Genomic DNA, 26496 nt, shown 5'->3' with positions numbered 1-26496 from the left:
GAGTGGTTGCATGGACACCGCGTTCCAGACTCGCTCCGGGGGTGGGCGTGGAGCAGACTCCGCCCGCCCCGACCCCAAGGACAAGGCCCAACTGAAGAGCCACCCGGTGAGCGCCTCCCGGGTGTTCGCCCTCTTCCGCCCGCACCGGTGGACCCTCACCGTGGTGCTGGCCATCATCATCGCCAGCTCGACCATCGGGCTGGCCACCCCGTTCCTCACCAAGGCGATCGTCGACGACGCCATCCCGCACCAGGACGTGACGCTGCTGCTGATCCTGGTCGGCGCGATGGTCGGTGTCGCCGTCGTCACCTCCGTGCTGGGCGTGATCCAGACCTGGATGTCGACCACGGTCGGGCAGAAGATCATGCACGGGCTACGCACCGACATGTTCAGCCACCTGCAGCGGCAGTCGCTCGACTTCTTCACCCGCACCCGCGGGGGAGAGGTGCAGTCGCGGCTGACCCACGACATCTCCGGCCTGCAGGGCGTGGTCACCTCGACCGCGACCTCACTGGCCTCCAACGTGGCCACCGTGATCGGCACGCTCATCGCGATGGTCGCCCTCAGCTGGCAGCTCGCGCTGCTGTCCCTGATCGTTATCCCGCCGGCCGTGCTGGTCACCCGCTCGGTGGCCCGGCTGCGGCGTGATGCCACCGAGCGCCGGCAGAAGGCGCTCGCCGGCATGCACGCGCAGGTCGAGGAGTCGCTGTCGGTGAGCGGCGCCCGCCTCAGCAAGACCCTCGGGGCCGGCCCGACCCTGGCCGACCGGTTCCACTCCGCCTCCTCCGACCTGCTCGGCCTGGAGGTCGCCGCCCAGATCGCGGGACGCTGGCGCACCGCCACGATGAGCATCGTGTTCGCCGTCATCCCGGCGCTCCTCTACCTGATCGCCGGGCTGCCGGTGACCTCCGAGGGCATCACGATCGGGACGCTGGTCGCCTTCACGGCGCTGCAGGCCGGGATCTTCCGCCCGGTCATGGGGCTGCTCAACGTGGGGGTCCAGGTGACCGCGTCGATGGCGCTGTTCAGCCGGATCTTCGAGTACCTCGACCTGCCGATCGGCGTGGTCGAGCCGGCGCAGCCGGTGGCGCTCGACCCGGCGCGGGCGCTGGGCAGGGTGCGGCTGGAGAGCGTCAGCTTCCGGCACACCGACGGCGACCGGGACGCGCTGAGCAACATCGACCTGGACATCGCGCCCGGGTCGCACGTGGCCATCGTCGGTCCCACGGGGTCCGGCAAGAGCACCCTGGCGGCCCTGGTCTGCCGGCTCTACGACCCGACCGCGGGGCGGATCACGCTGGACGGCACCGATCTGCGCGACCTGACCTCCGAGCAGCGCGCCGCGGTGGTCGGGGTGGTGTCCCAGGAGACCTACCTGCTGCACGCCACGGTGCGGCAGAACCTGCGCTTCGCCCGCCCCGATGCCACCGACGAGGAGATCGAGCGGGCTGCCAGGGCCGCCCAGGTGCACGACACCATCACCTCGCTGCCGGATGGCTACGACACGATGGTGGGCTCTCGCGGCCACCGCTTCTCCGGTGGCGAGCAGCAGCGCCTGGCGCTGGCTCGCACCCTCCTCCGCAACCCGCGCGTGCTGATCCTCGACGAGGCCACCAGTGCGCTGGACACCCGCACCGAGCTCGCCGTCCAGGCTGCCCTGGACGAGCTGGGCCGCGGACGGACCGTCATCACCATCGCGCACCGGCTCTCCACGGTCCGCGACGCCGACCAGATCGTGGTCCTCGAGCAGGGGCGGGTCCGCGAGACCGGGACTCACGACGACCTCGTCGCAGCCCACGGCGCGTATGCCGCGCTCGTTGCCGCCAACGGTGGCCAGGGCCAGCGCCCGGACGACCTGGACGCCGAGCTGGAGGCCGAGCTCCGGGCAGCCCTGGCCGCCTGAGCGCCGGTCGCCCTCTCCGGGGGCGTGGGTCGGCGGCGTGACTACTGGGTCTGCTCGGCCAGCACCTCGCGGACGCGGGTGGCCGCGGCGACGGTCGCCTCGGGCTGCCCAGCGAGGTCGAGGTCGGCCCGGCCCCACAGCCAGCGGTTCAGGTCCCACGCGGGGGCGGCGACGCGCACGGCGTCCGGCCGGTGCCGCCGGTCCCGGACCAGGACGGCCACCGGGAACTCCCACAGCTGGCCCGTCTCGGGGTCGGCCCCGGAGAAGCCGCCGAGGTCCACGGTCCAGGCCCCCGGCATACGGGATGTCCCGTCCGCGCCCTCGCCGTCCGGGGAGTGCTCCGCGACCAGCTGCACCGAGGTGCCGTCCAGGGTGATCGTGCCCCACGACGGGACGTCGAGCATCACCGACAGCGCCTCGTCCACCCCGTCGGCCGCGACATCGGGGGCGGCCTCCGTCACGAGCTCTCCGGCCGCCAGCTCCGCATCGACGCGGTGGACCAGCGCCTCGTGTGCCATCCGGCGCAGGATCCACGCGACCGTCCCGCCGCGAGGGTGCCAGGACCACGCCGCCGCGGCCGGGTCGACCCCGTCCAGGGCGCCCAGCAGCCGGGCGCTCGCGGCGTCGAACAGGGCCGGCAGGTCCGCGTCGTCCGCGGGCCTGGCCAGCTCCTCGGCGCTGTCGCCGTCGGCGCCCGCCACGACCTGGGCCCAGAAGTCCTGCACCTGCGCCAGGTGGTGGATCAGGTCGGCGCCCGACCAGTCCGGGCAACTCGGCACCGACCCGGATGGGAGCACGCGGGGGAGGAGGTTGCCGAAGCGCGCCGACTCTGTCCTGATGACGCCCAGGTGGTCCATCACCGCACCGTAGTGCCTGTCGGCCTGCTCGCGCACCGCCCACCGAAGCGGCCAACCGGGGCCCGAGACGTTAACCTGGTGTCCCGACGGTCGCCCGGACCCAGCGAGGCCGTCCCCACCACCATCACGCGACAACTCACAAGAGGTGCACAGTGCCCACGGGCAAGGTCAGGTTCTACAACGACGAGAAGGGCTTCGGCTTCCTCTCCAGCGACGAGGGCGCCGACGTCTACGTCCACTCCAGCGCGCTCCCCGAGGGTGAGACCACCCTCAAGCGGGGGGCGCGGGTCGAGTTCGACGTCGCCCAGGGCCGCCGTGGGGACCAGGCGCTGCACGTGCGGCTGCTCGAGCCCGCACCCTCGGTCTCCCGGACGATGGCCCGCCGTGACCGCAAGCCCGCCGACGAGATGGCCGTCGTCGTCGAGGACCTCATCAAGGTGCTGGACGACGCCTCGAACAGCCTGCGCCGGGGGCACTACCCCGACGGTCGGTTGGCCGACGCCCTCGCCAAGAGCCTGCGCGCGGTCGCCGACCAGTTCGAGGCCGGCGCCTGATGGCCGCGGCCGTGGCCACCAAGCCGGACGCCGTCCTCGTCGGGGCGGTGACCCTGGCCCGCGACGCCGCCGACTCCATCGCCGAGCCCGGCACGGTCGGTGAGCACCTCGGGGCGCAGATGGACGGGGAACGCCTGGCGACCCACTACTTCGCGTGCACAGCCACGGCATACCCGGGGTGGCGGTGGGCGATCACCGTGGCCCGCCCGCCGCGCGCCCGCAAGGCGACCGTCTGCGAGACCAACCTGGTGCCCGGCGAGGGTGCTCTCCTGTCGCCGGACTGGGTCCCGTATGCTGAGAGGCTGGCCCCCGGGGATGTCGGCGCCGGGGACGTCACCCCCTACGTCGACGAGGACCCCCACCTGGAGGCAGGGTTCGAGGCCACCGGCGAGGAGGACGTCGACCAGATGGCGTTCTTCGAGCTCGGGCTGGGCCGGACCCGGGTGCTGTCGGCGGAGGGGCGCGACGCCGCGGCGCAGCGCTGGTACGACGGGGACCGCGGACCCGGTGCCGACGTGGCCCGCCAGGCCACCGAGGTGTGCCGCAGCTGTGGCTACTTCCTGCCGATGGCCGGTGCGCTGCGGCAGGTGTTCGGGGTGTGTGCCAACGAGTGGTCCCCCGACGACGGCGCCGTGGTCAGCCTGGACCACGGCTGCGGGGCGCACAGCGAGGTCGACATCCAGCGGCCGGAGCCGGAGAAGGTCGAGGCGCCCGTGCTGGACGACGACGACCTGGTGATCAGCACCGACTGAGGCTCAGGCCTCGGAGGCGTTGCCCCGCCCCCGCGCGAGGTAGATGTGGCCGATCAGGCCGAGCGCCAGGCCGCTGACCGGCACCCACACCCACCAGTCGCGCCCGCCCTCGCGCAGCGCAGGAACGGCGAGCACGACGAGCAGGGCCACCGCCCACAGGACGAGGCCGATCCGCACGATGGTGAGGGTCCGCACCGTGACCGGTTTGGGCTCCACCTCGGAGTTGCTCATGCGCTGATCACCCGCATGGCCCTAACCTATGCGCCATGACGAGCAAATCCACAGCCGCGGCCCCGACCCCCACGTCGCCCCTGGACCGGTACTTCCGGATCTCGGAGCGAGGTTCGACCGTTGGCCGCGAGCTGCGCGGTGGGCTGGTCACCTTCTTCACGATGGCCTACATCGTGGTCCTCAACCCGCTGATCCTCGGCGGCGTCCCGGACGGGACCGGCAACCAGCTCGCCGGGGGCAACTTCGGCGCCATCGCGGCCGCCACCGCCCTGGTGGCCGGCGTGATGTGCATCCTGATGGGCACCATCGCCAACTTCCCGCTGGCCATGGCCGCCGGCCTGGGGCTCAACGCGGTCGTCGCGTTCTCCATCGCCACGCTGCCCGACATGACCTGGGCCGACGCGATGGGGCTGGTGGTGCTGGAGGGCATCGTCATCCTCGTGCTGGTCCTCACCGGGTTCCGCGAGGCGGTCTTCAACGCCATCCCCAAGGACCTGAAGATCGCGATCAGCGTCGGGATCGGGCTGTTCATCGCCCTGATCGGGCTCTTCGACTCCGGCATCGTCCGGGCCCCCGCCAGCGGGGCCACCCCCGTGGAGTTGGGCATCGACGGCTTCCTGACCGGGTGGCCGACCCTGATCTTCCTGGCCGGTTTGCTCTCGATCGCCGTGATGTACCTGCTCAAGGTCCAGGGCTCGATCCTCTACGGCATCGTCGGCGCCACCGTGCTGGCGATCATCGTCGAGGCCACCGTCGGGATCGGTGGGCGCACCGAGGAGAACCCCACCGGGTGGGGACTGACCACCCCGGCGCTGCCGGAGCAGGTGGTGAGCACCCCCGACTTCCAGTTGCTGGGGCAGTTCAACCTGCTCGGCTCGATCGAGGCGATCGGCATCGTCTCGGTCGTCCTGCTCGTCTTCACCCTGATGCTGGCCGACTTCTTCGACACGATGGGCACCATGGTCGCGGTCGGCAGCGAGGCCGGGCTGCTCGACGAGAAGGGCAACCCGCCCAACACCCGCCGGATCCTGGTCATCGACTCCATGGCCGCCGTGGCCGGTGGCTCGAGCAGCGTCAGCAGCAACACGGCATACATCGAGTCCACGGCGGGTGTCGCGGAGGGGGCGCGGACCGGGTTGGCCGCGGTCACCACGGGCGTGCTGTTCCTGCTCGCGACGTTCCTGACCCCGCTGGTGCAGGTGGTGCCCTACGAGGCCGCCACGCCGGCGCTGGTGATCGTCGGGTTCCTGATGATGCAGCAGGTCGCCGGGATCGAGTGGCGCGACATGGAGATCGCCTTCCCGGCATTCCTGACCATCGTGCTGATGCCGTTCACCTACTCGATCACCGCGGGGATCGGCGCCGGCTTCATCACCTACGTCCTGCTGAAGGTCTGCCGGGGCAAGGGTGGCGCGCTGCACCCGCTGATGTGGATCATCGCCGCGCTGTTCGTCATCTACTTCGCGCTCGACCCGGTGCGAGACGTCCTGGGGGTCTGAGCTCCTCCGCCCGCGACAAAGTCGCTACGAAAAAGCGGGATCGCCCGACAATCCCGCTATGAAAATGGGGGAGGGAATGGTTAGCACAGGTAATGAGTTAGAGTAAGTAGTTGCCACACCCTGCCCGACCTGCCTGGAGCTGCCTGCGTGCCTGCCGACGTCCCCGCCCCCGACCTCGAGGTGACCCACCTCGCCCATGACCTGCGCATCGCCTGCATGCGCGTCTCGCGTCGGGTGCGGTTCGAGACCTCCAGCAGCATCGCGCCGCACCAGTTCAGCGTGCTCGTCCGGCTGTCGCAGGACACCAGCACCGTGGGGGACCTGGCCGCCGCGGAGCGGGTCAGCGCCCCCAGCATGAGCCGCACCGTGACGGCCCTGGTGGACCAGGGACTGGTCGCCCGCAGCGAGTCGCCCGACGACGGCAGGGTCATCGCACCTCTCGCTCACCGAGGAGGGCCAGGCGACCGTGGTGGCCGAGCGGGCCAAGCGTGACGCGTGGATGGCCGAGCGGCTGGAGCAACTGGGGGAGCAGGAGCGGGACGTCCTCGCCCGGGCGACCGAGATCCTGTCCCGGGTGGTGGCCCAGTGAGCGCCATGTTCTCCTCGCTGCGGGTCCGCAACTACCGGGTCTACGCGATGGGCGGGATCGTCTCCAACACCGGCACCTGGATGGGCCGGGTCGCCCAGGACTGGGTCGTCCTGACCGAGCTCACCGACGGGTCCGCCCAGGCGTTGGGGATCGTGACCGGGCTGCAGTTCCTGCCGATGCTGCTGCTGGCCCCGGTGGCAGGTGCGGTCAGCGACCGGTTCGCCAAGCGCAGGGTGATGATGGTGACCCAGTCGGTCATGGCGCTCACCGCGGTCCTGATGGGCGTGCTCGTGCTCAGCGGGGTCATGGAGCTGTGGCACATGTACCTGCTGGCCCTGCTCCAGGGCAGCGCCGCCGCACTGGACGCCCCCGCCCGCCAGGCCTTCGTCTCGGAGATGGTGCCGCCGGAGCAGCTCACCAACGCGGTGGGACTCAACAGCGCCTCGTTCCACGGCGGCCGCCTGCTCGGCCCGGCGGTCGCCGGCCTGCTCATCGCCTGGTTCGGCACCGGGCCCACCTTCCTGATCAACGCCGCCACCTTCCTGGCCGTCATCGGTGCCCTGGTGGCGATGGACCCGGCCCGGCTCACCCCGGCACCCCGCAGCAAGGGCAAGGGCCGGATCCGCGAGGGCGTGGCCTACGTGCGGCACCGCCCCGACATCATGCTGATCATGGGGCTGATCTTCGTGCACGGGACGTTCGGGATGAACTTCCAGCTCACCAACGCGTTGATGTCGACCGAGGTCTTCGACAAGGGGGTGCAGGAGTACGGCGTCGTGGGCTCGGTCATGGCGATCGGGTCTCTCGGCGGCGCGCTCCTGGCCGCGCGGCGGGAGCGCCCGCGGCTGCGGTACCTGCTGGGCGCCATGGGCGGCTTCTCGCTGTGTGCCCTGCTGCTCGGTGCGGCGCCCAACTTCACCTTCTTCACCCTGATGCTCATCCCCACGGGGCTGTGCGCCCTCACCGTGATGGTCACCGCCAACTCGATGGTCCAGCTCTCGGTCGACCCGGCCGTTCGCGGTCGGGTGATGGCGCTCTACCTGGCGGTCTTCATGGGTGGCACCCCGCTCGGCTCGCCGATCATCGGCTGGGTCGGGGACCAGTTCGGGGCCCGGTGGACGATGCTGATGGCGGGGTTCATCTGCGGCTCGGCCGTGCTTGCTGCGACCATCTACGTCATGCGCACCGAGAACATCCACATCCGGATCCAGCGGGACGCCCGCCGCTGGCTCAGCCTGGAACGCGGGCCGGTCGAGCCGATGCCGGAGAAGGTGTCCTGATGAACGCCCGGACCCGCCGGCAGATCGTGGTGTTTGCGCTCGTGCTGATGCTCGTCGTGGCGCTCGCCGCCAGCGTGATCTGAGCCGTATGTCGTTCACCACCCGCCCGACGTTGACCGGCACCTTCGGCATGGTGTCCAGCACGCACTGGCTGGCCTCGCAGAGCGCCATGCGGATGCTGGAGCTGGGCGGCAACGCCTTCGACGCCGCCGTCGCCGGCGGATTCGTGCTCCAGGTGGTCGAGCCGCACCTCAACGGGCCGGGCGGTGACCTGCCCGCCATCATCGCCACCGCGAGCGACCCGTCGCCCCGGGTGCTCTGCGGGCAGGGACCGGCCCCGGCCGGTGCCACCCCCGAGCACTTCGCCGCACAGGGGCTGGACACGGTGCCCGGGGCCGGGCCCCTGGCGACCGCCGTGCCCGGCGCCGTCGACGCCTGGCTGCTCCTGCTGCGCGACCACGGCACGCTGCCGCTGGCCGAGGTGCTCGCCCCGGCGGTGCACTACGCCCGGCACGGCCACCCGTTCCTGGCCCGGGCCGCCGCCACCGTCGCCACGGTGCAGTCGTTGTTCGAGGAGGACTGGACGACGTCGGCGCAGCTGTGGCTGCCCGGAGGGAGTCCGCCCGCCGGGGGTGAGCTGTTCCGCAACACCGCGTGGGCCGACACGCTGGACCGGCTGGTCGCCGAGGGAGAGTCGGCCGGCGGATCCCGGGAGGCCCGGGTCGACGGGGCGCGGGCCGCGTGGTCCCGCGGCTTCGTCGCGGAGGCGATCGACCGGTTCGCGCGGCGACCGTTCCGGCACTCCGGGGGCCACGTCCTGCCGGGCGTGCTCACCGGAGGCGACCTCACGGCATACGAGGCCACGTGGGAGGAGCCGGTCACCGCGCAGTGGCAGGGGCACACGGTGGCCAAGACCGGCGGGTGGGGTCAGGGCCCCGCCCTGCTGCAGGTGCTCGGCCTGCTGGACCGGCTCGCCGAGGCCGACGCCGACGCGCTGAGCCCCGACACGGCCGCGGGGGCGCACGCGGTGGTGGAGTCTTGGAAGCTGGCGATGGCCGACCGGGAGGCCTGGCTCGGCGACACCGACGCGGCGGCCCCGGTGGCCGACCTGCTCGAGCCGGGCTACCTGGCTGGTCGCGCCGCCCTCGTCGGGCCGGACGCTGACCTGGAGCTACGACCCGGCAGCCCCGGCGGACGGGAGCCGCGGGTGGCTGAGCAGGCCTTGCGGCGACCCGACGGCGACACCCCACCCGACGCCGACCCGACGACGGGGGAGCCGACGGTGCAACCCGACGGTGACACCCGGGGCGACACCTGCCACATCGACGTCGTGGACCGCTGGGGCAACATGATCTCGGCGACCCCCAGCGGCGGCTGGTTGCAGTCCTCCCCGACCATCCCCGAGCTCGGGTTCGCGCTGGGCAGCCGCCTCCAGATGACCTGGCTGGAGCAAGGCCTGGCGTCCTCGCTGGTCCCCGGGCGACGCCCGCGCACCACGCTCACGCCCACCCTGGTGCTGCGCGACGGGCTGCCGGTGCTGGCGTGCGGCTCACCCGGCGGGGACCAGCAGGACCAGTGGCAGGCGCTGTTCCTGCTGCGGCACCTGGCCGGCGGTGCCAGCCTGCAGGAGGCGATCGACGCCCCGATGTTCCACACCACGAGCTTCCCCGGCTCGTTCGTGCCGCGGCGCAGCGAGCCCGGGGTGGTCGTGGCCGAGGAGCGGCTCGGCCCGGACGTGCTGTCCGACCTGGCCGACCGGGGCCACGACGTCCGGGTCTCGGGCCCGTGGAGCCTGGGTCGGATGTGCGCGGTCACCCGCGACCCCGCCACGGGGCTGCTCGCCGCGGGAGCCAACCCCCGCGGGATGCAGGGCTACGCGGTCGGTCGCTGACCGTCCCGGTGGGTCGGCAGCTCGGTCACGGCGCGGACCGGGCGGTCGTCGCCGGAGTCGCCGTCGGCGGGGGTCGGTCCGGGTGCCTGCGGGGGTGGCGTCGGACGACCACCGGAGCGCGGCCGGACGAACGAGGCGCCCCGGTGCGCCTGGCCGGGGCGGATCTTCTTGGACAGGTCGGCCCGGTCCAGCAGCTCCTCGTAGGACGCCGCGGCGGGCGGGTGCACCCCGACCGGGTCGTCACCGGAGAAGACCACCCAGTGCGCCGTGCTGTCGTGGAACACCTGCAGCACCGATCCGTCCACCAGGGTGCCCGCGTGGGCCAGCGCCTTCTTGCGCTGGTTGCCCTTGGCCACCTTGGCCTGCACGTACTTCTCGGCCGGTTCGCGCTGGTTCTTCACCTGCTCCCACACCGCCGGTCCGTACTTCTGGGCCGCGGCGTACACGATGGGCGCGTACTTCAGCGCGGTCCCGACCGCCTTGGCCTTGCCTGCCATGCGCATCCTCCTGCGTCGATCCCTCTGAGCCCTCCACGATAGGCGAGGTCGATACTGGGGGCATGACGGGCGATCGCATCGACTACCAGGGGGACGGCCTGTCCGAGGCCGACCTCGCCGCAAATCCCTACGACCAGGTGCGGGCCTGGGTGGATGCTGCGGTGCAGCGCCAGCAGGACCTCGGGGACGTCCCCGAGCCGGCCGCGCTGTCGGTCGCCACGGTGGACGCCGACGGGGCGCCGGACGTGCGCACGGTGCTGATGCGCTTCCTCGACGCCCGCGGGCCGGGATTCGTCACCAACCTGGGCTCGACCAAGGGTCGCCACCTCGCCGACAACCCGGCCGTGGCGGCCTCGCTGACCTGGCCCTCGATGTTCCGCGCGATCCGGTTCCGCGGGGTGGCCGAGCGGGTCCCGCAGGAGGAGGTCACGGCATACTTCCAGCAGCGTCCCTGGGGTGCCCGGGTGAGCGCGTGGGCGTCGGCCCAGTCCCGCCCGGTGGGCTCGCGCGAGGAGCTGGAGACGGCCTTCCAGGAGTATGCCGAGAGGTACCCCGACCGCGGTGAGACGACCGACGTGCCGGTCCCGCCGGAGTGGGGCGGCCTGCGCATCGTGCCGGACCGCGTGGAGTTCTGGGGCGGACGGGTCAACCGGTTGCACGACCGGCTGGTATTCGCGCGGGTGGGGGAGGGCGACCTCGCCGACTCGGCGAGCTGGCGGCTGTCGCGGCTGCAGCCCTGAGGGGCCTTGGCCCCGGGCATGGGTGAGCCCGTGAGGCCGGGGCCGACCCACCACGGGGCGGGGGGCGTGTCCGATAGCGCGATGGACGGTGTCGCGCTCCTCACGGGCTCCGGTGACCGAGGTGTATTCGCCTCGGCGAACGCCTCAGCGCTCGATCACCTCACGCGTCCTTGAAGAATTCACTCTCGGACCACCTCCCTTCTCGTGTGCAGCCCACAGTAGGCCGAGGTGCGGGGGTGGTCCAGAGGTTTTCCACGATCCGTCGGGCCGTGGGCGGGTGGGGGCCGGTGGTGGGGCGTCAGTGGTCGTGCTCGGAGTCCTCATCCGAGTCCTCGCTACCGGAGTCGTCGCTCCCGGGGTCCTCGCTCCCGGGGTCGGCGGTGCTCGTGGCCCCGTCGCCGTCGCCGCCTTCGTCGGTCGCGGCCCCGCCCAGCAGGTCGGCCAGGTCCTCCCGAGGCGCGGCGTCCCGCTCGTGGAGCAGGTCGACCATGAGCCGGATCTCGCTCTCCTGCGCGTTGACCATCGCCCGGGCGATCCGGAGCACCTCCGGCTCGTCGGCGAGGTCGACGGCGGCCTGGGCCATCTCCACCCCGGCGACGTGGTGGGTGATCATCAACTGCAGGAACAGGACCTCCGCGTCCTCCCCGTCGGCCTCGCGCAACTGCTGCATCTCCGCCGTCGTCGCCATCCCGGGCATGACCGGGTCACTGGAGGATGCCCCGCCACTACCGGAGGAGGTCCCGCCCGAGGAGTGCGAGCCGTGCGCGTCGTGCTCCTCCATCCATGCCATCCGTCCTTGGGATCGGGCGGTCGGCAGACCCCACGTGCGCAGCCAGCCCTCCATCTGCCCGATCTGGTTGGCCTGCGTCGAGGCGATGTCGTAGGCCAGGGTGTCGACATTGCCGCTCTCGGACCTGCCGAGGACGAGCAGCGACATCTCCACCGCCTGCAGGTGGTGCTCGCTCATGTCACGGGCGAAGCCGGCCTCGACGCTGTCGCTGCCCGGATCGTGCGGGGAGAACGCGATCCACCCCACCAGGGCGCCCAGCACCAGGCCGATCACCGAGGCGGCGGCCAGGACGGGCGCGCCGAAACGCTGCCACCGGCCGCGCTGGCCGGGGCCGGGGACCCCGGTGCCGTCCGTCACGTCAGCCCCGCGGGATCAGATCGATGTCGGTGCCCATGGTGCAGGCCGCGCCCGGCTCGGGCGTCTGCGGGCCCTGCTTCCACTCACTGATGAACGCCTCGATCCGTCGGTCGTCGGCACTGTCGACGGCCAGCTGCAGGCCCCACGCGGAGACGTAGATCGGGCTGTCGATGCCCTCGTAGGGGGACAGGAGGAGGTAGTCCTGGTCGGCGATCTCCCGCAACTGGTCGACCTGTTCCTGGGGGAGGTCCGGCTGGTAGGTGATCCAGACGGCACCGTGCTCCAGGGAGTGCACGGCGTGCTCGTTGGGCACCGGCTCCTCGTAGATGCCGCAGTTGAGCCAGGTGCCGTGGTGGTTCCCGCCCACCGGCGGGGTCTGCTCGTACTCCACCTCGGTGCCCACGTGGGTGGCATCCAGGTTGTCGTTGGGGTCCTCCGGGTCGTCATAGACCACTGTCGCGCTGAGGTCGGGACGGTTCTTGATCTCGGAGTAGACGGCCCAGCCGACCAGACCCACGATGAGGGCCAGGACGACGCCCATGGCGACCCAGATGCCCGAGGTCCGGCGCCGCTGACTGGCCTGGGCCTCCTTCTGCAGCTGGGCCACCCGTGCGGCGCGGTCGTTGGCGGCAGCCTTCTTGGACTGGCGAGGCATAGGGCGCTGGCTCCTGTACATGGGGTGGGCGGATCGTGCTCATGGTATGTCGTCAGTCCGGGAATGCCGTATCCGCACCCTGCGGCTGCGCCGAGGAGCAGATGCTCCCTAGAATCGTGGTTGACCAGCAGCGGCCGGAGGACGGACACCATGACGGATCTGATCGACACCACCGAGATGTACCTGAAGGCGGTGTTCGAACTCGAGGAGGACGGCGTCGTCCCCATGCGGGCACGGATCGCCGAGCGACTGGGCCACTCTGGTCCCACCGTCTCCCAGACCGTGGCCCGGATGGAGCGCGACGGCCTGCTCACGCTCGACGACGACCGCCACCTGCAGTTCACCGAGAAGGGGCGGTTGACCGCGACCCGGGTGATGCGCAAGCACCGCCTCGCCGAGCGGCTGCTCGTGGATGTCATCGGGCTCGACTACTCCTACGTGCACGACGAGGCGTGCCGCTGGGAGCACGTGATGAGCGAGCGGGTCGAACGCCGCATCCTGGGCCTCATCGCCACCCGGGAGGAGTCGCCATACGGCAATCCCATCCCCGGCCTGGAGGAACTGGGCGGCACATCCGCCCCGCCCCGCAGCGCCGCCGACGGCGCGCCGGACACCCACCTCCAGGGGCTCGCCACCGCCGATCAGCAGCAGGTGCGTGTCACCCGGATCGGGGAGCCCGCGCAGGTCGACCCCGAGGTGCTCGACTTGCTGTCCGACGCCGGGGTGCTGCCGGGTCGGACGGTGCAGTTCCAGCGCGACGGTGACCGGGTGATCGTCCGCGCCACGGACCTTGCCGAGGGCGACGCCGTGTCCCTGCCCGACGACGTGGCCGCGCACATCTTCGGCACTGCGGACTGACCGTCCCGAACCACCTACGACGCTCCGGAGAGTTCCCTCGGTTGCTGTGAAGTCCCTCACAAAATTGCTGGACCCTCGCTGTGGATGGTCGCGTTTCCGCAGGTCAGAGAGGGTGCGTTTCTCTACGGTTGGCAAAGTGTCCCCAGGTCGTTTACCGAAACGTGACTTGGGCTCAGGGGCTGTGTACTCTCGATGGTGCCCCTCCCCCCTGGTGGGGCTCCCGCTACGCAGCCGAGTCCTGTCAGCGTGTCCGGGATATTCACGACAAACCGCTTGACAGGAGCGGGGGAACCACCACTCGGAGTTTCGACTCCTTGGGGCGAAGGCCGCTCAGGTGCTTCACCGGGCGGTCCGGGCACACTCCAGCCCGAGCCCGACAGCTCACCCCGCAGGCTCTGGAGAGGTAAACGTGTCGCAACGTACTTCCGGGCGCCACCGCGCGCCCAGCCGGCTGACTGTAGCCAGCACCAACCTGACCCGTTCCGCGAAGGCGACTGCCATTGCCGCGACGTCCGGTGGCCTGCTGGCCGCGGCTGTCGTCCCGGCCACCGCGTCGCCCGGAACCCACTTCGAGGACGTTGCGGCCATCGCCGGCAACGTCGCGGCCGGCAACGTGTCCGCCACCCCTGTCGAGGAGGGTGCTGTCGACGTCCTGGCCGTGAGCCTGCCGTCCGTCACCGCCCCCGCCGACAAGCCGGTCGTCGCCAAGAAGGCCGACAAGGACGCCGAGACCGCCGCCTTCGGCACCCTCGGCTTCGTGGGCGTCACGCCGCCGGAGCCCGAGCCGGTCGTCGAGGAGGAGGTCGTCGAGGAGACGGCTCCCGCCGAGGCCCCCGTCGAGGAGGCCCCCGCCGAGACCACCCAGGCCAGCACGCAGGAGCGCGAGAGCACCAGCGGCAGCCGCGACGAGGTCCGCGAGGAGGCCCCGGCCGCTCCGGAGCCCGAGCCCGAGGCCCCGGTCGAGTCCACCCCGCCGCCGGCCACCGGTGGCGTCCTGGGCGTCGCCGCCCAGTACGTCGGCTACCGCTACGTCATCGGCGGCAGCAGCCCGGCCACCGGCTTCGACTGCTCCGGCTACACCTCCTACGTGTTCGCGCAGGTCGGCATCAACCTTCCGCGCACCGCCGCCGCCCAGCAGGCTGCTGCCACCCCGGTCAGCAACCCGCAGCCCGGCGACCTGGTGTTCTGGGGCTACCCGGCGTACCACGTCGGCATCTACGCCGGCAACGGCATGGTCTACGACGCTGGCAACCCGCGGGTGGGCGTGACCTACCGCTCGGTGTTCTCCGGCGTCAGCGGCTACGGCCGCGTGGGCTGAGCACCACACAGCATTCGCTTCACCACGAAGGGCTCCTCCGTCACGGAGGGGCCCTTCGTGCGTCTGCCCCCGCCCCGGCGCTCCGGTGGTGTCCTCATTTCGAGGACACCACCGGTGGGCGGCTCTTGCATGGTCGGGGTGGGCGCCCGGGGCCACTAGTGGGTGCTGCCGCGGGCGGGCCGATCTCGTGTGTCAATCGGAGGGGCCTATAGGCCCCTTTCGTTTCCACGCGAGCTGCAAGGGGTGGTGGGGCGTGCCGTGGGCGGAGTGGTCGACCGGTCGCTGGGGATCCTGGGCGAGGCGTGTCCTCGTTTCGGGGACATCGCTCGTGGGCGACCCTGGCGGCGGGCGTCCTCGTTTCAAGGACATCGCTGGTAGGGGGGACCTCGTGGTGAGGACATCGCTGGCGAGGTCCGCTGTCGCCGTGGTCGGGGTGCGCGTCCAGGGGGCAGGGGCTGCTGGCGCGGGCGGGCCGATCTCGTGTGTCAATCGGAGGGGCCTATGGGCCCCTTTCGTTTCCACGCGAGTTCTCAAGGGTGGTGGGGCGTGCCGTGGGAGCGGCGTTCCCGAGCCCAAGGGCAGCAGCGGTCGACGCGATGCCGGGGACCGTGGCGGCGGGGGTGTCCTCCTTTCGAGGACATCGCTGGTGGGTGGCTCCCAGGGGGGCGCCGACGGGACGGCTCACGGGAGGGCCCACGTGATCACCTGCACGCCCGGCGAGGAGGGCTCGGGTGTCTGGGCGGTACGGGTGCTGACCTGCGATGTCCTCGTTTTGAGGACATCGCAGGTCAGGGGGCAGTTTCGGACAGGGTCGAGGGCCGCGGCCGGGTCAGGCCGGCGCCCGGGACGGATCTGCCTCGGCCACCGCGACGGTCTCGGCAGCGGCGTCGGTCTCGTCGTAGAACTCCCCGAGGATCTCCTCCAGGATGTCCTCGAAGGACGCCAGGCCCACCAGGTCCCCGGCACCATCCCGCACCAGGGCCAACTGGGCCCTGGCCTCGCGCATCCGGGCGACAGCGTCGATCAGCGGCAGGGTGCTGGGGAGGGTTACCGGCTCCTGGAGGAACGACCGGAGCGGAGTGTCACCGCCACCGGCCGTGGCCAGCACCGCGTCGCGGACATGGACCAGACCGATGATGTCCTCGCCGCGCAGGACGAACAGGCGGGACCGTCCGCTCTCGCGGCAGATCGCCTCCACCTCAGAGGCGAGTGCCTCCTCGGGCACGCACACGGCGTCCTCCCGGGAGAACATGACGGCCTCCACCGTCTCCTCCTCCAGCCGCAACGCACCGCTGAGGATCTGGTGTTCCTCGTCGGGGAGCACCCCGTGCTCGTGCGACTGGGCGAGGAGCAACTGCAGCTCGGCAGGGCTGTGGGAGTTGGAGAGGGTGTCGACCGGGTCGACGCCCACCATCCGCAACAGCACGTTGGCGCCCTCGTTGAAGAGGTACAGCACCGGGCGCACGACCCAGGTGAACGCGCGGAACGGGATCGCCAGGAGCATCGAGGAGGTCTCCGGGTGCGAGATCGCCCACGACTTGGGGGCCATCTCACCCACCACCATGTGCAGGAACACCACGATCCCCACGGCAATGAGCAGCGCCAGGAGGTGGCTGACGTAGTAGTTCAGCCCGGTGAGCTCGAACAGCGGGGTCAGCATCGAGGCGACCGCCGGCTCGGCCAGGGCTCCCAGCCCGAGGGTGCACAGGGTGATCCCCAGTTGGGCGCCGGCGAGCATCAACGACAGCTCGCGGTTGGCGTTGACGGCCGCCCGGGCGGGGCGGCTCCCCTCGGCGGCGCGCTCCTCCAGGCGGTGCCGCTTCGCCGCAATCACGGCGAACTCCGCTGCCACGAAGAAGGCGTTCAGGACCAGCAGGATGACGCTGACCAACAGCGCGACCGTCACGCTCACGACATACCCCCGATCGGGTGGTGCTCTCGCACGGCGACCACACCCTGCTCGTCCGGGTGCTCCATCGTCTCGGGCGTGGTGGAGGAGTCCTCCAGTAGGCCCTCGGTGACCTGGGCCGGATGGATGGCGACCGTCTCGGGGACGTGCCGGGCCACGCTCAGCACATCGATCCGGACCCGGTGCACCTCGGGGTCACCGTGGTCGTCGCGGTCCTGCCAGACCACCTCGGTGGTGTCGCCGGGCACGGCGGTGCGGCCCAGACTGTCCATCACGAGACCAGACAGGGTGTCGTAGTCCTCGTCCTCGGGCAGCGCGACCCCGGTGATCTCGGTGGCCTCGTCCAAGCGCAGTCGGGCGGCCACCTGCCAGGAGCCGTCCTGGTGGGGGACCGACGGCTGCTCGGCCTCGTCGCCCTCGTCCCAGATCTCGCCGACGACCTCCTCGGCGACGTCCTCGAAGGTGATGACACCAGCGAAACCACCGTGCTCGTCGACCACGACCGCGATCTGCCGGTGCTGCTCGCGCAGCCGCTCCAGCACCAGGGGGAGGGGCAGGCTCTCGGGGATGATGAGGGCGTCGCTGACCAGGTCACGCACCGGGATGTGGGCGCGTTCGGCCGGAGGGACCTCGAGGATCTCGTGCAGCCCCACGACCCCGACGATGTCGTCGATGTCCCGGCCGATCACCGGGAACCGGGAGTGCCCGTCGGCGAGCAGCTCGATGACCCGGCTGGCGGGCTCGTCGGCCTGGACCGTGTCCACGTCGATCCGCGGCGTCATGACCTCCTCAGCGACATGGCCGCGGAAGGCCAGGCCCCGCTCCAGGATCCGCGAGAGATCGGCGTCGATCTGGCCGCCGGTGTGCGACTCGGCGATGATCCGGGTCAGGTCCTCGGGGGTCGCTCCCTGGGGCAGCTCCTCCACGGGCTCGATGCCCACGGAGCGCAACAGCTTGTTGGAGGCGGCGTCGAACAGGGCGATGACGGGACCGGCGACGGCGAGGTAGATCGCCGTGGGGCGGGACAGTGCGCGGGCCAGCTTGACCGGCTCGGCGATCGCCCAGTTCTTGGGGCCGAGCTCACCGAGGACCATCTGCAGGAACGTGCTGAACAGCAGGGTCACGGTGACCGACAACGAGAGTCGCCCGGCCTCCGACAGTCCTGTGAAGCCGAGCACCTGGGCTAGGCCCTGACCGAGCAGGGGCTCCCCGACGAAGCCCACGAGCAGCACCGTGACGGTGATCCCGAACTGGGCGCCGGAGAGCGAGAAGCTGAGGCGGGAGGTGATGGTCAGGGCCCGGGCGGCGGCCTTGTCGCCGTCGTCGGCGAGCTGGCGCAACTTGCCACGGTCGACCGCGACGTAGGCGAACTCCTGGGCCACGAAATAGCCGGTCAGGAGGGTGAGCAGGAGAATGACGGCGAGTCCACCGGCGATCAACACGGTGGCGCCACCTGCCGTCGGAGGTGGGGGCGGGGGTGCCGGGCGTGGCCCGGCTTGGTACTACCGGAGGGCGGTTCGTCAGCGGTCATGGGAGCCATTCTACCGAAACCCCGGGCCTCCCCGGCCTGCCTGAGCCGCTCTGTCGGTGCCGGCTCCTACGGTGGGGGCAGCAGCGATGGAGAGGAGGGATGCGGCGATGGTCCGGTTCATGCACACGGCGGATTGGCAGATCGGGATGACCCGGCGCTGGCTGCCGGCCGAGGCGCAGGCCAGGTACGGCGCCGCCCGCATCGAGGCGGTGCGCAGTCTGGGGCGGGTGGCTGCGGAGCAGGACTGCGAGTTCATGGTCGTCTGCGGCGACGTGTTCGAGACCAACCAGCTCACCCGGCAGACCGTGCGTCGTGCCCTGGAGGCGCTGGCGGACGTGCCGGTGCCGGTCTACCTGCTCCCGGGCAACCACGATCCGCTCGACGTCGCCAGCATCTTCCGCTCGGAAACGTTCCTGCAGCACCGCCCGGAGCACGTGCACGTGCTTGAGCACGCCGGGCCGGTGACCGTGCGTGAGGGGCTGGAGCTGGTGGCTGCTCCCTGGTCCAGCAAGCACCCCGGTGCCGACCTGGTGGGGCAGGCCCTCGCGCTGGCCGGACCGGCCGACGGCACCGTCCGGGTCGTCGTGGGCCACGGCGCCGTCGATGCGCTCGACCCGGACCGGGACAACCCTGCCTCCATCGCGCTCGCGCCGCTGGAGGCCGCCGTGCGGCAGGGCCGGATCCGCTACGTCGCGCTGGGCGACCGGCACTCCCGCACCGAGGTGGGGGACACCGGAGCGGTCTGGTACTCCGGCACCCCCGAGGTCACCAGCCCGCGGGAGCAGTCCCCGGGTGATGCCCTGGTGGTGACCGTGTCCGCGGACGCGCCCGCCGAGGTGGTGCCCCACCGGGTCGGCACCTGGGCCTTCCGCGTGGTCGAACGCGTGATGCACGGCGCGGCGGACGTCGCCGCACTCGAGCGCGACCTGGCGGCACTGCCTGCCAAGGACCGCACGGTCGTCCGGCTCGCGCTGCGCGGCGCTCTCGGGCTGGCCGACCACGCCCGGCTCGAGGAGGTCCTTCTGGAGCACGGGGAGGTGCTCGCCGCCCTGCATACCTGGGACCGGCACCACCACGTGTCGGTGCTCGCCGATGACGGCGACCTCTCCGACCTCGGGTGGGCCGGGTTCGTGGGTGCCGCCGCGGAGGAGATCCGGGAGCTGGGGGCGCCGGGTCCAGACGACGCGGGCGAGCACGTCGAGGCCGTCGAGGAGGATCCGGAGTCCTGGGACCACGACATGTCCCGGGATCTGGACGGCCAGAGCGCGCAGGACGCGCTGGCCCTGCTGTACCGATTGAGCACGGAGGGGGCGCGATGAGGCTGCACCAGTTGACGTTGCGCGACGTCAAGGGGGTCCGGGAGCGCACCGTCACCTTCCCCGACCACGGCGTCGTGGTGATCGAGGGGCCCAACGAGGTGGGCAAGTCGACCTTGCTGGAGGCGTTCGACCGCCTCCTGGACCCGCGGGCCAAGGCGACCTCGCGTTCGGGCCCCGTCCGGGCGCTGCAGCCCGTGGGTCGGGACGTCGGACCGTATGTCGAGGCCGAGTTCACGGTGGGCGTGCACCGGGTCCGCTACGCCAAGCAGTGGCTGCGGGAGCCGAGCACCACCCTGGAGATCCTCGAGCCGACCCGTGCCCAGCTCACCGGGCCGGAGGCCCAGGAGCGCCTGGACACCATCATCGCCGAGTCGCTCGACCCGCAGTTGTGGCGGGCACTGCGGTTCGCCCAGGCCGGCGAGCTGGGTCAGGTGGCGCTCACCGACAGCGGGGTGCTCACCGAGGCGCTCGACGGCGCCAGCGGGGCCGACCTACACACCGAGGCAGGCGCGGACCTGCTGGAACGGGTCGAGACGGAGTACCTGCGCTACTTCACCCCCACCGGCCGGCCGGCCCGCGATCTCAAGGACGCGCTCGCGGCTGCCCACGAGGCCCGGGACGCCGCGGTCGCCGCCTTCCACCGGGTGCAGGAGACCGAGGACTTGGTCCGGGAGGACGAGCAGTTGCGGGCCAGGGCCGACGGCCTGCGTGCTGGACTGCCCGACCTGGAACAGGCCGTCGCCACGGCGCGGGAGCGCGTCGCCCGGGTGACGGAGCTGGAGGCGGTGTATGCCGAGGCGCGCCACCGACTACAGCACGCGGCGGAGCGCTCCCAGCGGTCCCGCCAGGACCTGGAGGTGCGGACCCGCACCGTCGCCGCCGTCGCGCAGGCCGAGGCCAGGCTGGACACCGTCGAGCAGGAGCGGGTCGACCTGGCCCGCGAGGTGGAGGTCCTGCAGGAGTCGCTCGCCCCGTTGGAGCAGCGGGTCGCGCAGACGCGCCAGGAGCGGGAGTCGGCCGAGGAGGTGGCCCGGAGAGCGGCCTCTGACGAGACGCACCTGGCCGACCTGGAGCGGTCCGAAGCGCTGACCCGGCAGGTCGAGGGGTTGGAGGCGGTCGCGACGCAGCTGGAGGCTGCCCAGGCAGAGTTGGCCGGGCTCACCGTCACCCCCCAGGTGCTGCGCGAGCTGGACGAGGCAGAGACGACGCTCGGGGTGCTGCGCGCCCGTCACGAGGTGGCCAGCGCGAGCCTGGACCTGCGCTCGCTGGCACCGGAGGGCACGCAGGTCCTGGTGGACGGCGAGCCGGTCACCGTGGCGGAGGGGGAGTGCCTCCACCGCCCGCTCACTGGCGACGTGACCGTCGAGGTGCCGGGTCTGCTCCGCCTGCGCCTCACGCCAGAGCAGAGCAGTCGCGAGCGGGCTGCCGAGCTCGCCGCGGCGCAGACCCGGCTGGACGACCTGCTGTCGGCGGCTGGCGTCGTCGAGGTGGAGCAGGCACGGGGCCTGCAGGAGGACAGGGCTGCGGCGGCCGCCCGCGTGCAGCGGCTCCGCGACCGGGTGGCCGACCTGTCCACCGGGGTCGAGCCGGAGGAGCTGGACCGCCGGTTGTCCGAGCTGGCCCATGACATCCAGTCCTACGCCGGGTCACGACCGGACGACTATCCCCTGCCCGCGGACGTGGAGCAGGCGCGAGCCGTCCGCCGTGCCGCGGAGACTGAGCGACGTCATGCCGGCGAGGCCGCTGTCGCCGCGGCCGAGGAGCTCAGGGCCGCGGCCGCAGGCGCGCAGCAGGCCGAGGTGCGTCTGGCGCGGGTGGACTCCTCGTCCACCGCGCTGCGCGAACGGCTCGACCGCGACCGGCAGGACCTCGCCGACGCACGGCGCAAGACCGGCGATGAGGGGCTCCAGGAGGCTGCCACCCGGCTGGCCACCGAGCACGCCCAGCTGGAGGCCGGGGCATCCCAGGCCCGGCGCGAGCTCGCCGACGCCGACCCGGAAGGGGTCCGGGAGGTGCTGGCACGGGCCGAGCAGGAGCTCGCCGACCACCGCCACGACCTGGCCCGGGTGCGGGAGCAGTCCATCCAGGTGTCGGCACAGGTGCAGATGGCTGCCGGGGAGGGTCGGGCCGAGGCCTACGACCGGGCGTTGACACGCTTCGACGACGCCCGGGCCGAGCTGCGCGCCGTGGACCGGCGGGCTCGGGCCGCCCGACAACTGCGCGACACCCTGCACCGCCACCGGGAGGAGGCACACCGTGCCTACGTGCGCCCCTACGCCGAGGAGATCGACCGGCTCGGCCGACTCGTCTACGGCGAGACCTTCTCGGTCGACGTCGCCGAGGACCTGACCATCACGGCCCGCCGGCTCGAGGGCACCCTGGTCCCCTTCGACCAGCTCTCCGGCGGCGCCAAGGAGCAGTTAGGGATCCTGGCCAGGCTGGCCGTCGCCGGGCTGGTCGACCGGGAGCAGGGGGTCCCGGTGATCATCGACGATGCGCTGGGGTACACCGATCCCGAGCGGCTCCACCGGGTCGGTGCGGTGTTCGACGGGCCTGCCGAGCGGACGCAGGTGATCCTGCTGACCTGCACCCCGGAGCGGTACCGCCAGATCCCACACGCCACGACCATCCAGCTGGGTGCCTAGTGGGGGTGCAGCCCGCCCGGCGGGATCGGACGGAACGATGCCGGTGAACCCAGCGCCCGAGGCAGGGGGCGCCACACGCTGTGCCGCGACCGTGCAGCCCGGGACTTCGGTGCGGTGGAAACAGCTCGGGCTCGCGGCCTGGCAAGGGCATCCTCGTGTCCTCAGGGCGATGGAGCCGGGCAAGCACCGAGGCCCGGTTTTCTGGCTGGGCGCTGTCGCGTTCCTGCTCGCCGTCAGCGCCCCGACATTGGGGTTTGCCCTCCTCATGGGCAGCCGATTCAACCTCATTCCCGTCGACCGGCCGGACCGGCTGCCGTGGACGAGCCTGATCTTCCTGATCGCCAATCTGGTGCTGGTCCCCATGACGGTCGCGGCGCTGTTCTCCCCTGCCACGCGCCGTGGCACCCGGGGGCTGGGCCTGTCTGCACTGGTGCTGGGTGGTGTGACGTGCCTGGTGGGGTATGGCGCGGCGCAGGACCCGCAGATCGACCGTCCCTGGCTGTTGCTGGCTCCGATCCTCGTGGCGACCCTGGCCGGCCTCGTCCTGACGATCATCGGTGGCAAGGCTCCTCGCCCGAGCCGGGCCGAGGAGCTGGCGACACAGGACCGTGCCGGTGCCACCAGGCGAGCCACTATCCTGTCTGCGGTCGACCAGGTCCCCGAGGCCGACCGCCGGGCGGTCGAGCAGGACCTGCGCCTCGGCATACGCGATCTGCAGACGCGCGGTGTGATCCCGGCAGAGGAGGCGCAGCGGGCCCTCGACGCGCCTCCCGGCGGGCTGTCCCACCACATGGCGCAGCGGGGCGGCTAGGCGCGACGACCCCGGCGATGGTCGAGCGGTGCCGGGCTGCCGACTCGCTACAGGTTGTCGATCGACAGCGGCGGCAGGGCGTCGGCCGGGGTGTAGCCGAACACCCGGCCGTAGAACGCCGCTTCGGCCTCGCGGGCCCGCACCAGGCTGTCCAGGGTCCGGAACCCGTGCCCCTCGCCCTCGAAGATCAGCAGCGCGACCGGCAGGCCCTTGTCCCGGACTGCCTGGGCCATCATCTCGGCCTGGTTCGGCGGGACGACGCGGTCCTGGTCTCCCTGCAGCAGGATGATCGGGCAGCTGAGCCGGTCGACGTGGTGGATGGGGGACCGGTCGCGGTAGATCGCCTCGGCCTCCGGCCACGGCCCGACCAGACCGGTGAGGTAGCGCGACTCGAACTTGTGCGTCTCGGCGGCCAGGGCCGACAGGTCGCTGATCCCGTAGTGGCTGGCGCCAGCGGCGAAGGTGTCGCGGAAGGTCAGTGCGGCCAGCGTCGTGTAGCCGCCGGCGCTGCCCCCGGTGATCGCCATCCGCGCACCGTCGACCCGGCCGGCCCTGGCCAGCGCCAACGCCCCGCTCGTCGCGTCCGCGACGTCGACGACTCCCCACTGCCCGTCGAGCCGCTGCCGGTAGGCACGGCCGTATCCGGTCGACCCGCCGTAGTTGACGTCGAGCACCCCGATCCCCCGGGAGGTCCAGTAGAGGATTCCCGGGGCGAACCCGGGGAAGGCCGCCGCGGTCGGACCGCCGTGCGTCTTGACGATGAGCGGGGGCAGTTCGTCCTCGGGTGCGACTGCCGTGGGGTGCGTGGGCGGGTAGTAGAACCCGTGGGCCGTCGCGCCGTCCTCGGAGGTCCAGCTGACGGGTTCGGGCCTGCTGACGTAGGCGGGGTCGATCGCGGTGTCGGAGGAGGAGCGCAGCACCTCCAGCGAGCCGTCGCTGACGTCGATGCGCACCAGTGCCGACGGGCGGTCGACGAACCGGCAGAGGGCGATGACCGCGTCCGGGGAGGAATCACCGCCGCCCACCAGGAGCATGACATCGGACGCAGCGACGTCGAGCTCGTGGGACTGCCCCGTGCCGGGGTCCCAGGCCACCAACCGCCCGAAGCCGTCGACGGTGGACCGGGCGACGACGGTGCCCGACGCCGTCTGCGCGATCACCCGCATGTCCAGCATCCAGCGCGGACACCCGAACTCGACCCCGGCCGGTGCGACGGACTCCGGCTCGGTCGCTCCGTCGTCGGTGAGGCCCACGGTGTAGAGGTTGCCGAAGCCGGTGCGGTCGCTGATGAACAGCAGGCGGCCGTCCTCCAGCCAGGTGGGCTCCTCCACCGACTCGCCGGGCCCTCCCGCCACCGGCCGCTCGTGCCGACTGCCGGTCACCAGACCCCGTTCGTCGAGGTCTGCCACGACCAGCCGGCTGCTGTCCCAGGGCATGTCGGGGTGGTCCCACTCGACCCAGGCCAGGCGGTGCCCGTCCGGGCTGAGCGCGGGAGCGGAGACGAAGTCGGTGACCGGTGCCTCCGGGCCCAGCAGCGGGGTCCCGTAGTCGGCGTTCTCGCCGTCCAGGTCCAGGCGCACCAGCACGTTGACCGGCTCCCCGTCCCCGCGGTGGTCCTCGCACACGGCATACACCGCACGGTGGGCAGCGTCGAGGACCAGGCCCCCGAATCGCACGGCAGCATCCCCGGCATCCGGCGTGATCGGCCGGGGGCCGTCGGTGTCCAGCCGCATCACCTGGCCCGTGGCGAACTCGGTGAACACGACCTGGCCGGCGGACACGGCATACGCGCCGCCGCCGTACTCGTGGACCCGGGACCGCACGTTCCAGGGCGGGGGGAGCAGATCTGACCGTGACCCGTCGTCCGACAGGCGCACCAGGGCCGAGCGGCCACCCTCGTCGGCGCGCCCCTCCAGCCAATAGAGGTCCGTGCCGTCGACCCGGGGCTCGTCGAGCTGGACGGAGGCCGCATACAGGTCCGTCGCGCTGATGGGGGAGGGCCAGGATCCGTGGGGCGTGGTCATGGGGCCACTGTCGCAGAGCCGTTTGACCGAGCCTTCGGGGTGGGGCATCATCTATGTATGAACAAATCGTCAGATATTGACGTAACCTGTCGGGACCACGGGGACCGCGTCACAGTCGTGCGGGACCGGATGCCCGCGGCTGACGACATCGCCGACACCGCCGACGTCTTCTCGCTGCTGGGGGACCCCGGTCGGCTCCGGCTGCTCATCGCGCTGACCGAGGGCGAGCTGTGCGTGTCGGACCTCGCGGCGATCACGGGGCAGGGCGAGTCGGCCGTCTCGCACGCGCTCCGGCTGCTGAGGGCGCACCGGGTGGTCTCGGTGCGGCGCGAGGGGCGCAAGGGGTACTACCGGCTGGACGACGCACACGTCCGGATGCTGCTCGACCTCGCGGTGGCGCACACCGAGCACACCCAGGCCGTCCACCCCGAGCGGACCCTCGGGAACTCCGGCTCGGATGGCTCCGACGGCTCGGACGGGGCGGCATGAGCGCGGGCCACTCCCACGGTGGCGTGGCGGGCCACGCGGGAGGCCGACACCGCTGGCGCCTCGCGGTCTCGTTCGGGCTGATCGCGGTCTTCTTCGTCGTCGAACTGGTCGCGGCCCTGACCTCGGGGTCGCTGGCGCTGCTCTCCGACGCCGGGCACATGGCCGCCGACGTGGTCACGCTCGGGGCGGCGCTCGCGGCCACCCGGATCGCCACCCGGCCGGACCGGACCGGCCGGCGCAGCTACGGGTCGTACCGCGCCGAGGTGTTCGCCTCGCTGCTGGCGGTCCTCATGATGCTGGGGGTGGCGGCGTATGTCGTGCTGTCGGCCGTGCAGCGCATCGGTGCGCAGGTGCACGTGGACACCGGGACGATGCTCCTGGTGGGGCTGCTCGGCCTGGCGGTCAACGTGGTCGCCCTGATGCTGTTGCGCGGGGGTTCGAAGGAGAGCCTCAACGTCAAGGGTGCCTACCTGGAAGTGATGGCAGACACCGCCGGGTCGGTGGGCGTGCTGGTGGCGGCGTGGCTGGTCGCCAGCACAGGCTCGGCGGCCTGGGACACCGTCGTGGCGCTGGGGATCGGGGCGTTCGTCGCCGTCCGCGCGGTGCTGTTGGGCCGCGAGGTGTTCGCCGTCCTGGGGCAGCACGTGCCGGCCGGGCTGGACCTGGACGCGGTGGCCACAGACCTGGCGGCCGTGGATGGGGTGCGGGACGTGCACGACGTGCACCTGTGGACCCTCACCTCGGGGATGAACGTGGCCACCGCACACCTCGTCTCTGCCGACGGGGCCGATTCCCACTCCGTGCTCGACGGTGCGCGCGACGTGCTGCGCGACCGGCACGGGATCGCGCACGCCACCTTGCAGGTGGAGCCCCTCGACCACGAGGGGTGTGCCGACGTCGGGTGGTGAGAACGACGTCGATGAGGCGGGACCGCGGCGTATCTCCAGGCACTATTTATTCCAAACACTCTTAGATAAACTGTGCACTGTGCTGAGTA

General features: G+C 71.9%; 23 protein-coding genes and 1 riboswitch. Of the genes, 15 read left to right on the top strand and 8 right to left on the bottom strand.

Going from position 1 to position 26496, the window contains the following annotated elements:
• The first annotated feature begins 10 nt into the window (after window positions 1–10).
• The gene (locus AC1QRC_RS17675; RefSeq protein WP_484204548.1) at window positions 11–1903 is read left to right on the top strand and encodes an ABC transporter ATP-binding protein; all 1893 of its coding nucleotides are present in this window, start codon (window positions 11–13) and stop codon (window positions 1901–1903) included.
• A 41-nt stretch (window positions 1904–1944) separates the two neighbouring features.
• Here the strand turns inward: AC1QRC_RS17675 and AC1QRC_RS17670 are convergent, their stop codons facing one another.
• Window positions 1945–2760 carry a maleylpyruvate isomerase N-terminal domain-containing protein gene (locus AC1QRC_RS17670; protein ID WP_484204547.1) on the bottom strand — a complete coding sequence of 272 codons (816 nt, stop codon included), beginning with the start codon at window positions 2758–2760 and terminating at the stop codon, window positions 1945–1947.
• A 152-nt stretch (window positions 2761–2912) separates the two neighbouring features.
• Between AC1QRC_RS17670 and AC1QRC_RS17665 the strand changes: the two genes are divergently transcribed.
• Together AC1QRC_RS17665 and AC1QRC_RS17660 are read left to right on the top strand one after the other, a co-directional pair.
• Window positions 2913–3314, top strand: a complete 402-nt coding sequence (locus tag AC1QRC_RS17665) for a cold-shock protein (protein WP_484204546.1) — start codon at window positions 2913–2915, stop codon at window positions 3312–3314.
• Window positions 3314–4066, top strand: a complete 753-nt coding sequence (locus AC1QRC_RS17660; RefSeq protein WP_484204545.1) for a DUF3027 domain-containing protein — start codon at window positions 3314–3316, stop codon at window positions 4064–4066. The genes AC1QRC_RS17665 and AC1QRC_RS17660 overlap by 1 nt, the downstream gene beginning before the upstream one ends.
• A 3-nt stretch (window positions 4067–4069) precedes the next feature.
• Here AC1QRC_RS17660 and AC1QRC_RS17655 read toward each other — a convergent pair whose 3' ends face one another.
• Entirely contained in the window at window positions 4070–4297 is a 228-nt protein-coding gene (locus AC1QRC_RS17655) for a DUF2530 domain-containing protein (protein ID WP_484204544.1), read from the bottom strand.
• A gap of 35 nt (window positions 4298–4332) precedes the next feature.
• On the opposite strand from AC1QRC_RS17655, the gene AC1QRC_RS17650 reads away from it, so the two are divergent.
• The 4 genes from AC1QRC_RS17650 (at window position 4333) to AC1QRC_RS17635 (ending at window position 9556) form a co-directional block, all read left to right on the top strand.
• Window positions 4333–5796 carry an NCS2 family permease gene (locus tag AC1QRC_RS17650; RefSeq protein ID WP_484204543.1) on the top strand — a complete coding sequence of 488 codons (1464 nt, stop codon included), beginning with the start codon at window positions 4333–4335 and terminating at the stop codon, window positions 5794–5796.
• A gap of 147 nt (window positions 5797–5943) precedes the next feature.
• Window positions 5944–6288: a MarR family winged helix-turn-helix transcriptional regulator gene (locus AC1QRC_RS17645; protein WP_484204542.1), complete on the top strand. Its 345-nt coding sequence runs from the start codon at window positions 5944–5946 to the stop codon at window positions 6286–6288.
• A gap of 102 nt (window positions 6289–6390) precedes the next feature.
• Window positions 6391–7665, top strand: coding sequence for an MFS transporter (locus AC1QRC_RS17640; RefSeq protein WP_484206681.1), 1275 nt, complete (start codon window positions 6391–6393; stop codon window positions 7663–7665).
• A gap of 88 nt (window positions 7666–7753) precedes the next feature.
• On the top strand, window positions 7754–9556 hold the full coding sequence (locus AC1QRC_RS17635; protein ID WP_484204541.1) for a gamma-glutamyltransferase family protein: 1803 nt from the start codon (window positions 7754–7756) through the stop codon (window positions 9554–9556).
• Here the strand turns inward: AC1QRC_RS17635 and AC1QRC_RS17630 are convergent.
• On the bottom strand, window positions 9538–10053 hold the full coding sequence (locus tag AC1QRC_RS17630; protein WP_484204540.1) for a hypothetical protein: 516 nt from the start codon (window positions 10051–10053) through the stop codon (window positions 9538–9540). The two genes, AC1QRC_RS17635 and AC1QRC_RS17630, sit on opposite strands and share 19 nt — an antisense overlap.
• Window positions 10054–10115: 62 nt before the next feature.
• Between AC1QRC_RS17630 and pdxH the strand changes: the two genes are divergently transcribed.
• Window positions 10116–10793, top strand: a complete 678-nt coding sequence (gene pdxH / locus AC1QRC_RS17625; RefSeq protein ID WP_484204539.1) for a pyridoxamine 5'-phosphate oxidase — start codon at window positions 10116–10118, stop codon at window positions 10791–10793.
• Window positions 10794–11091: 298 nt separating this feature from the next.
• Here pdxH and AC1QRC_RS17620 read toward each other — a convergent pair whose 3' ends face one another.
• Entirely contained in the window at window positions 11092–11940 is an 849-nt protein-coding gene (locus AC1QRC_RS17620; RefSeq protein WP_484204538.1) for a DUF305 domain-containing protein, read from the bottom strand.
• 1 nt (window position 11941) lies between these two features.
• Entirely contained in the window at window positions 11942–12595 is a 654-nt protein-coding gene (locus AC1QRC_RS17615) for a DUF3105 domain-containing protein (RefSeq protein WP_484204537.1), read from the bottom strand.
• Between the two features lie 150 nt (window positions 12596–12745).
• Between AC1QRC_RS17615 and AC1QRC_RS17610 the strand changes: the two genes are divergently transcribed.
• Both AC1QRC_RS17610 and AC1QRC_RS17605 read left to right on the top strand, forming a co-directional pair.
• Window positions 12746–13453, top strand: a complete 708-nt coding sequence (locus AC1QRC_RS17610) for an iron-dependent transcriptional repressor DtxR (protein WP_484204536.1) — start codon at window positions 12746–12748, stop codon at window positions 13451–13453.
• Window positions 13454–13710: 257 nt separating this feature from the next.
• Window positions 13711–13863: riboswitch (cyclic di-AMP (ydaO/yuaA leader) on the top strand.
• Entirely contained in the window at window positions 13863–14771 is a 909-nt protein-coding gene (locus tag AC1QRC_RS17605; RefSeq protein ID WP_484204535.1) for a C40 family peptidase, read from the top strand. (Overlaps the previous riboswitch by 1 nt.)
• Before the next feature lie 829 nt (window positions 14772–15600).
• Here the strand turns inward: AC1QRC_RS17605 and AC1QRC_RS17600 are convergent.
• Together AC1QRC_RS17600 and AC1QRC_RS17595 are read right to left on the bottom strand one after the other, a co-directional pair.
• Window positions 15601–16683 carry a hemolysin family protein gene (locus AC1QRC_RS17600; RefSeq protein WP_484204534.1) on the bottom strand — a complete coding sequence of 361 codons (1083 nt, stop codon included), beginning with the start codon at window positions 16681–16683 and terminating at the stop codon, window positions 15601–15603.
• The gene (locus tag AC1QRC_RS17595; protein WP_484204533.1) at window positions 16680–18122 is read right to left on the bottom strand and encodes a hemolysin family protein; all 1443 of its coding nucleotides are present in this window, start codon (window positions 18120–18122) and stop codon (window positions 16680–16682) included. Before AC1QRC_RS17595 ends, AC1QRC_RS17600 begins: the two co-directional genes overlap by 4 nt.
• Window positions 18123–18330: 208 nt before the next feature.
• Here AC1QRC_RS17595 and AC1QRC_RS17590 point away from each other — a divergent pair, with 208 nt between their 5' ends.
• From AC1QRC_RS17590 to AC1QRC_RS17580, 3 genes are all read left to right on the top strand, one after another.
• Window positions 18331–19530: a metallophosphoesterase family protein gene (locus AC1QRC_RS17590; RefSeq protein ID WP_484204532.1), complete on the top strand. Its 1200-nt coding sequence runs from the start codon at window positions 18331–18333 to the stop codon at window positions 19528–19530.
• Window positions 19527–22175: an AAA family ATPase gene (locus AC1QRC_RS17585; RefSeq protein ID WP_484204531.1), complete on the top strand. Its 2649-nt coding sequence runs from the start codon at window positions 19527–19529 to the stop codon at window positions 22173–22175. The genes AC1QRC_RS17590 and AC1QRC_RS17585 overlap by 4 nt, the downstream gene beginning before the upstream one ends.
• A 169-nt stretch (window positions 22176–22344) precedes the next feature.
• Window positions 22345–22986, top strand: coding sequence for a hypothetical protein (locus AC1QRC_RS17580; protein ID WP_484204530.1), 642 nt, complete (start codon window positions 22345–22347; stop codon window positions 22984–22986).
• 47 nt (window positions 22987–23033) lie between these two features.
• Here AC1QRC_RS17580 and AC1QRC_RS17575 read toward each other — a convergent pair whose 3' ends face one another.
• On the bottom strand, window positions 23034–25010 hold the full coding sequence (locus AC1QRC_RS17575) for a S9 family peptidase (RefSeq protein ID WP_484204529.1): 1977 nt from the start codon (window positions 25008–25010) through the stop codon (window positions 23034–23036).
• Window positions 25011–25139: 129 nt separating this feature from the next.
• On the opposite strand from AC1QRC_RS17575, the gene AC1QRC_RS17570 reads away from it, so the two are divergent.
• Together AC1QRC_RS17570 and AC1QRC_RS17565 are read left to right on the top strand one after the other, a co-directional pair.
• Window positions 25140–25499 (top strand): ArsR/SmtB family transcription factor, encoded by a 360-nt coding sequence (locus tag AC1QRC_RS17570; protein ID WP_484204528.1) that lies wholly within the window; start codon window positions 25140–25142, stop codon window positions 25497–25499.
• Entirely contained in the window at window positions 25496–26407 is a 912-nt protein-coding gene (locus AC1QRC_RS17565) for a cation diffusion facilitator family transporter (RefSeq protein WP_484204527.1), read from the top strand. Before AC1QRC_RS17570 ends, AC1QRC_RS17565 begins: the two co-directional genes overlap by 4 nt.
• The last annotated feature ends 89 nt before the right edge of the window (window positions 26408–26496 follow it).

Source organism: Ornithinicoccus sp. (genome assembly GCF_057176825.1).
The sequence above is the reverse complement of the archived record's forward strand: the minus strand, read 5'-3'. Positions and strand labels throughout refer to the sequence as shown.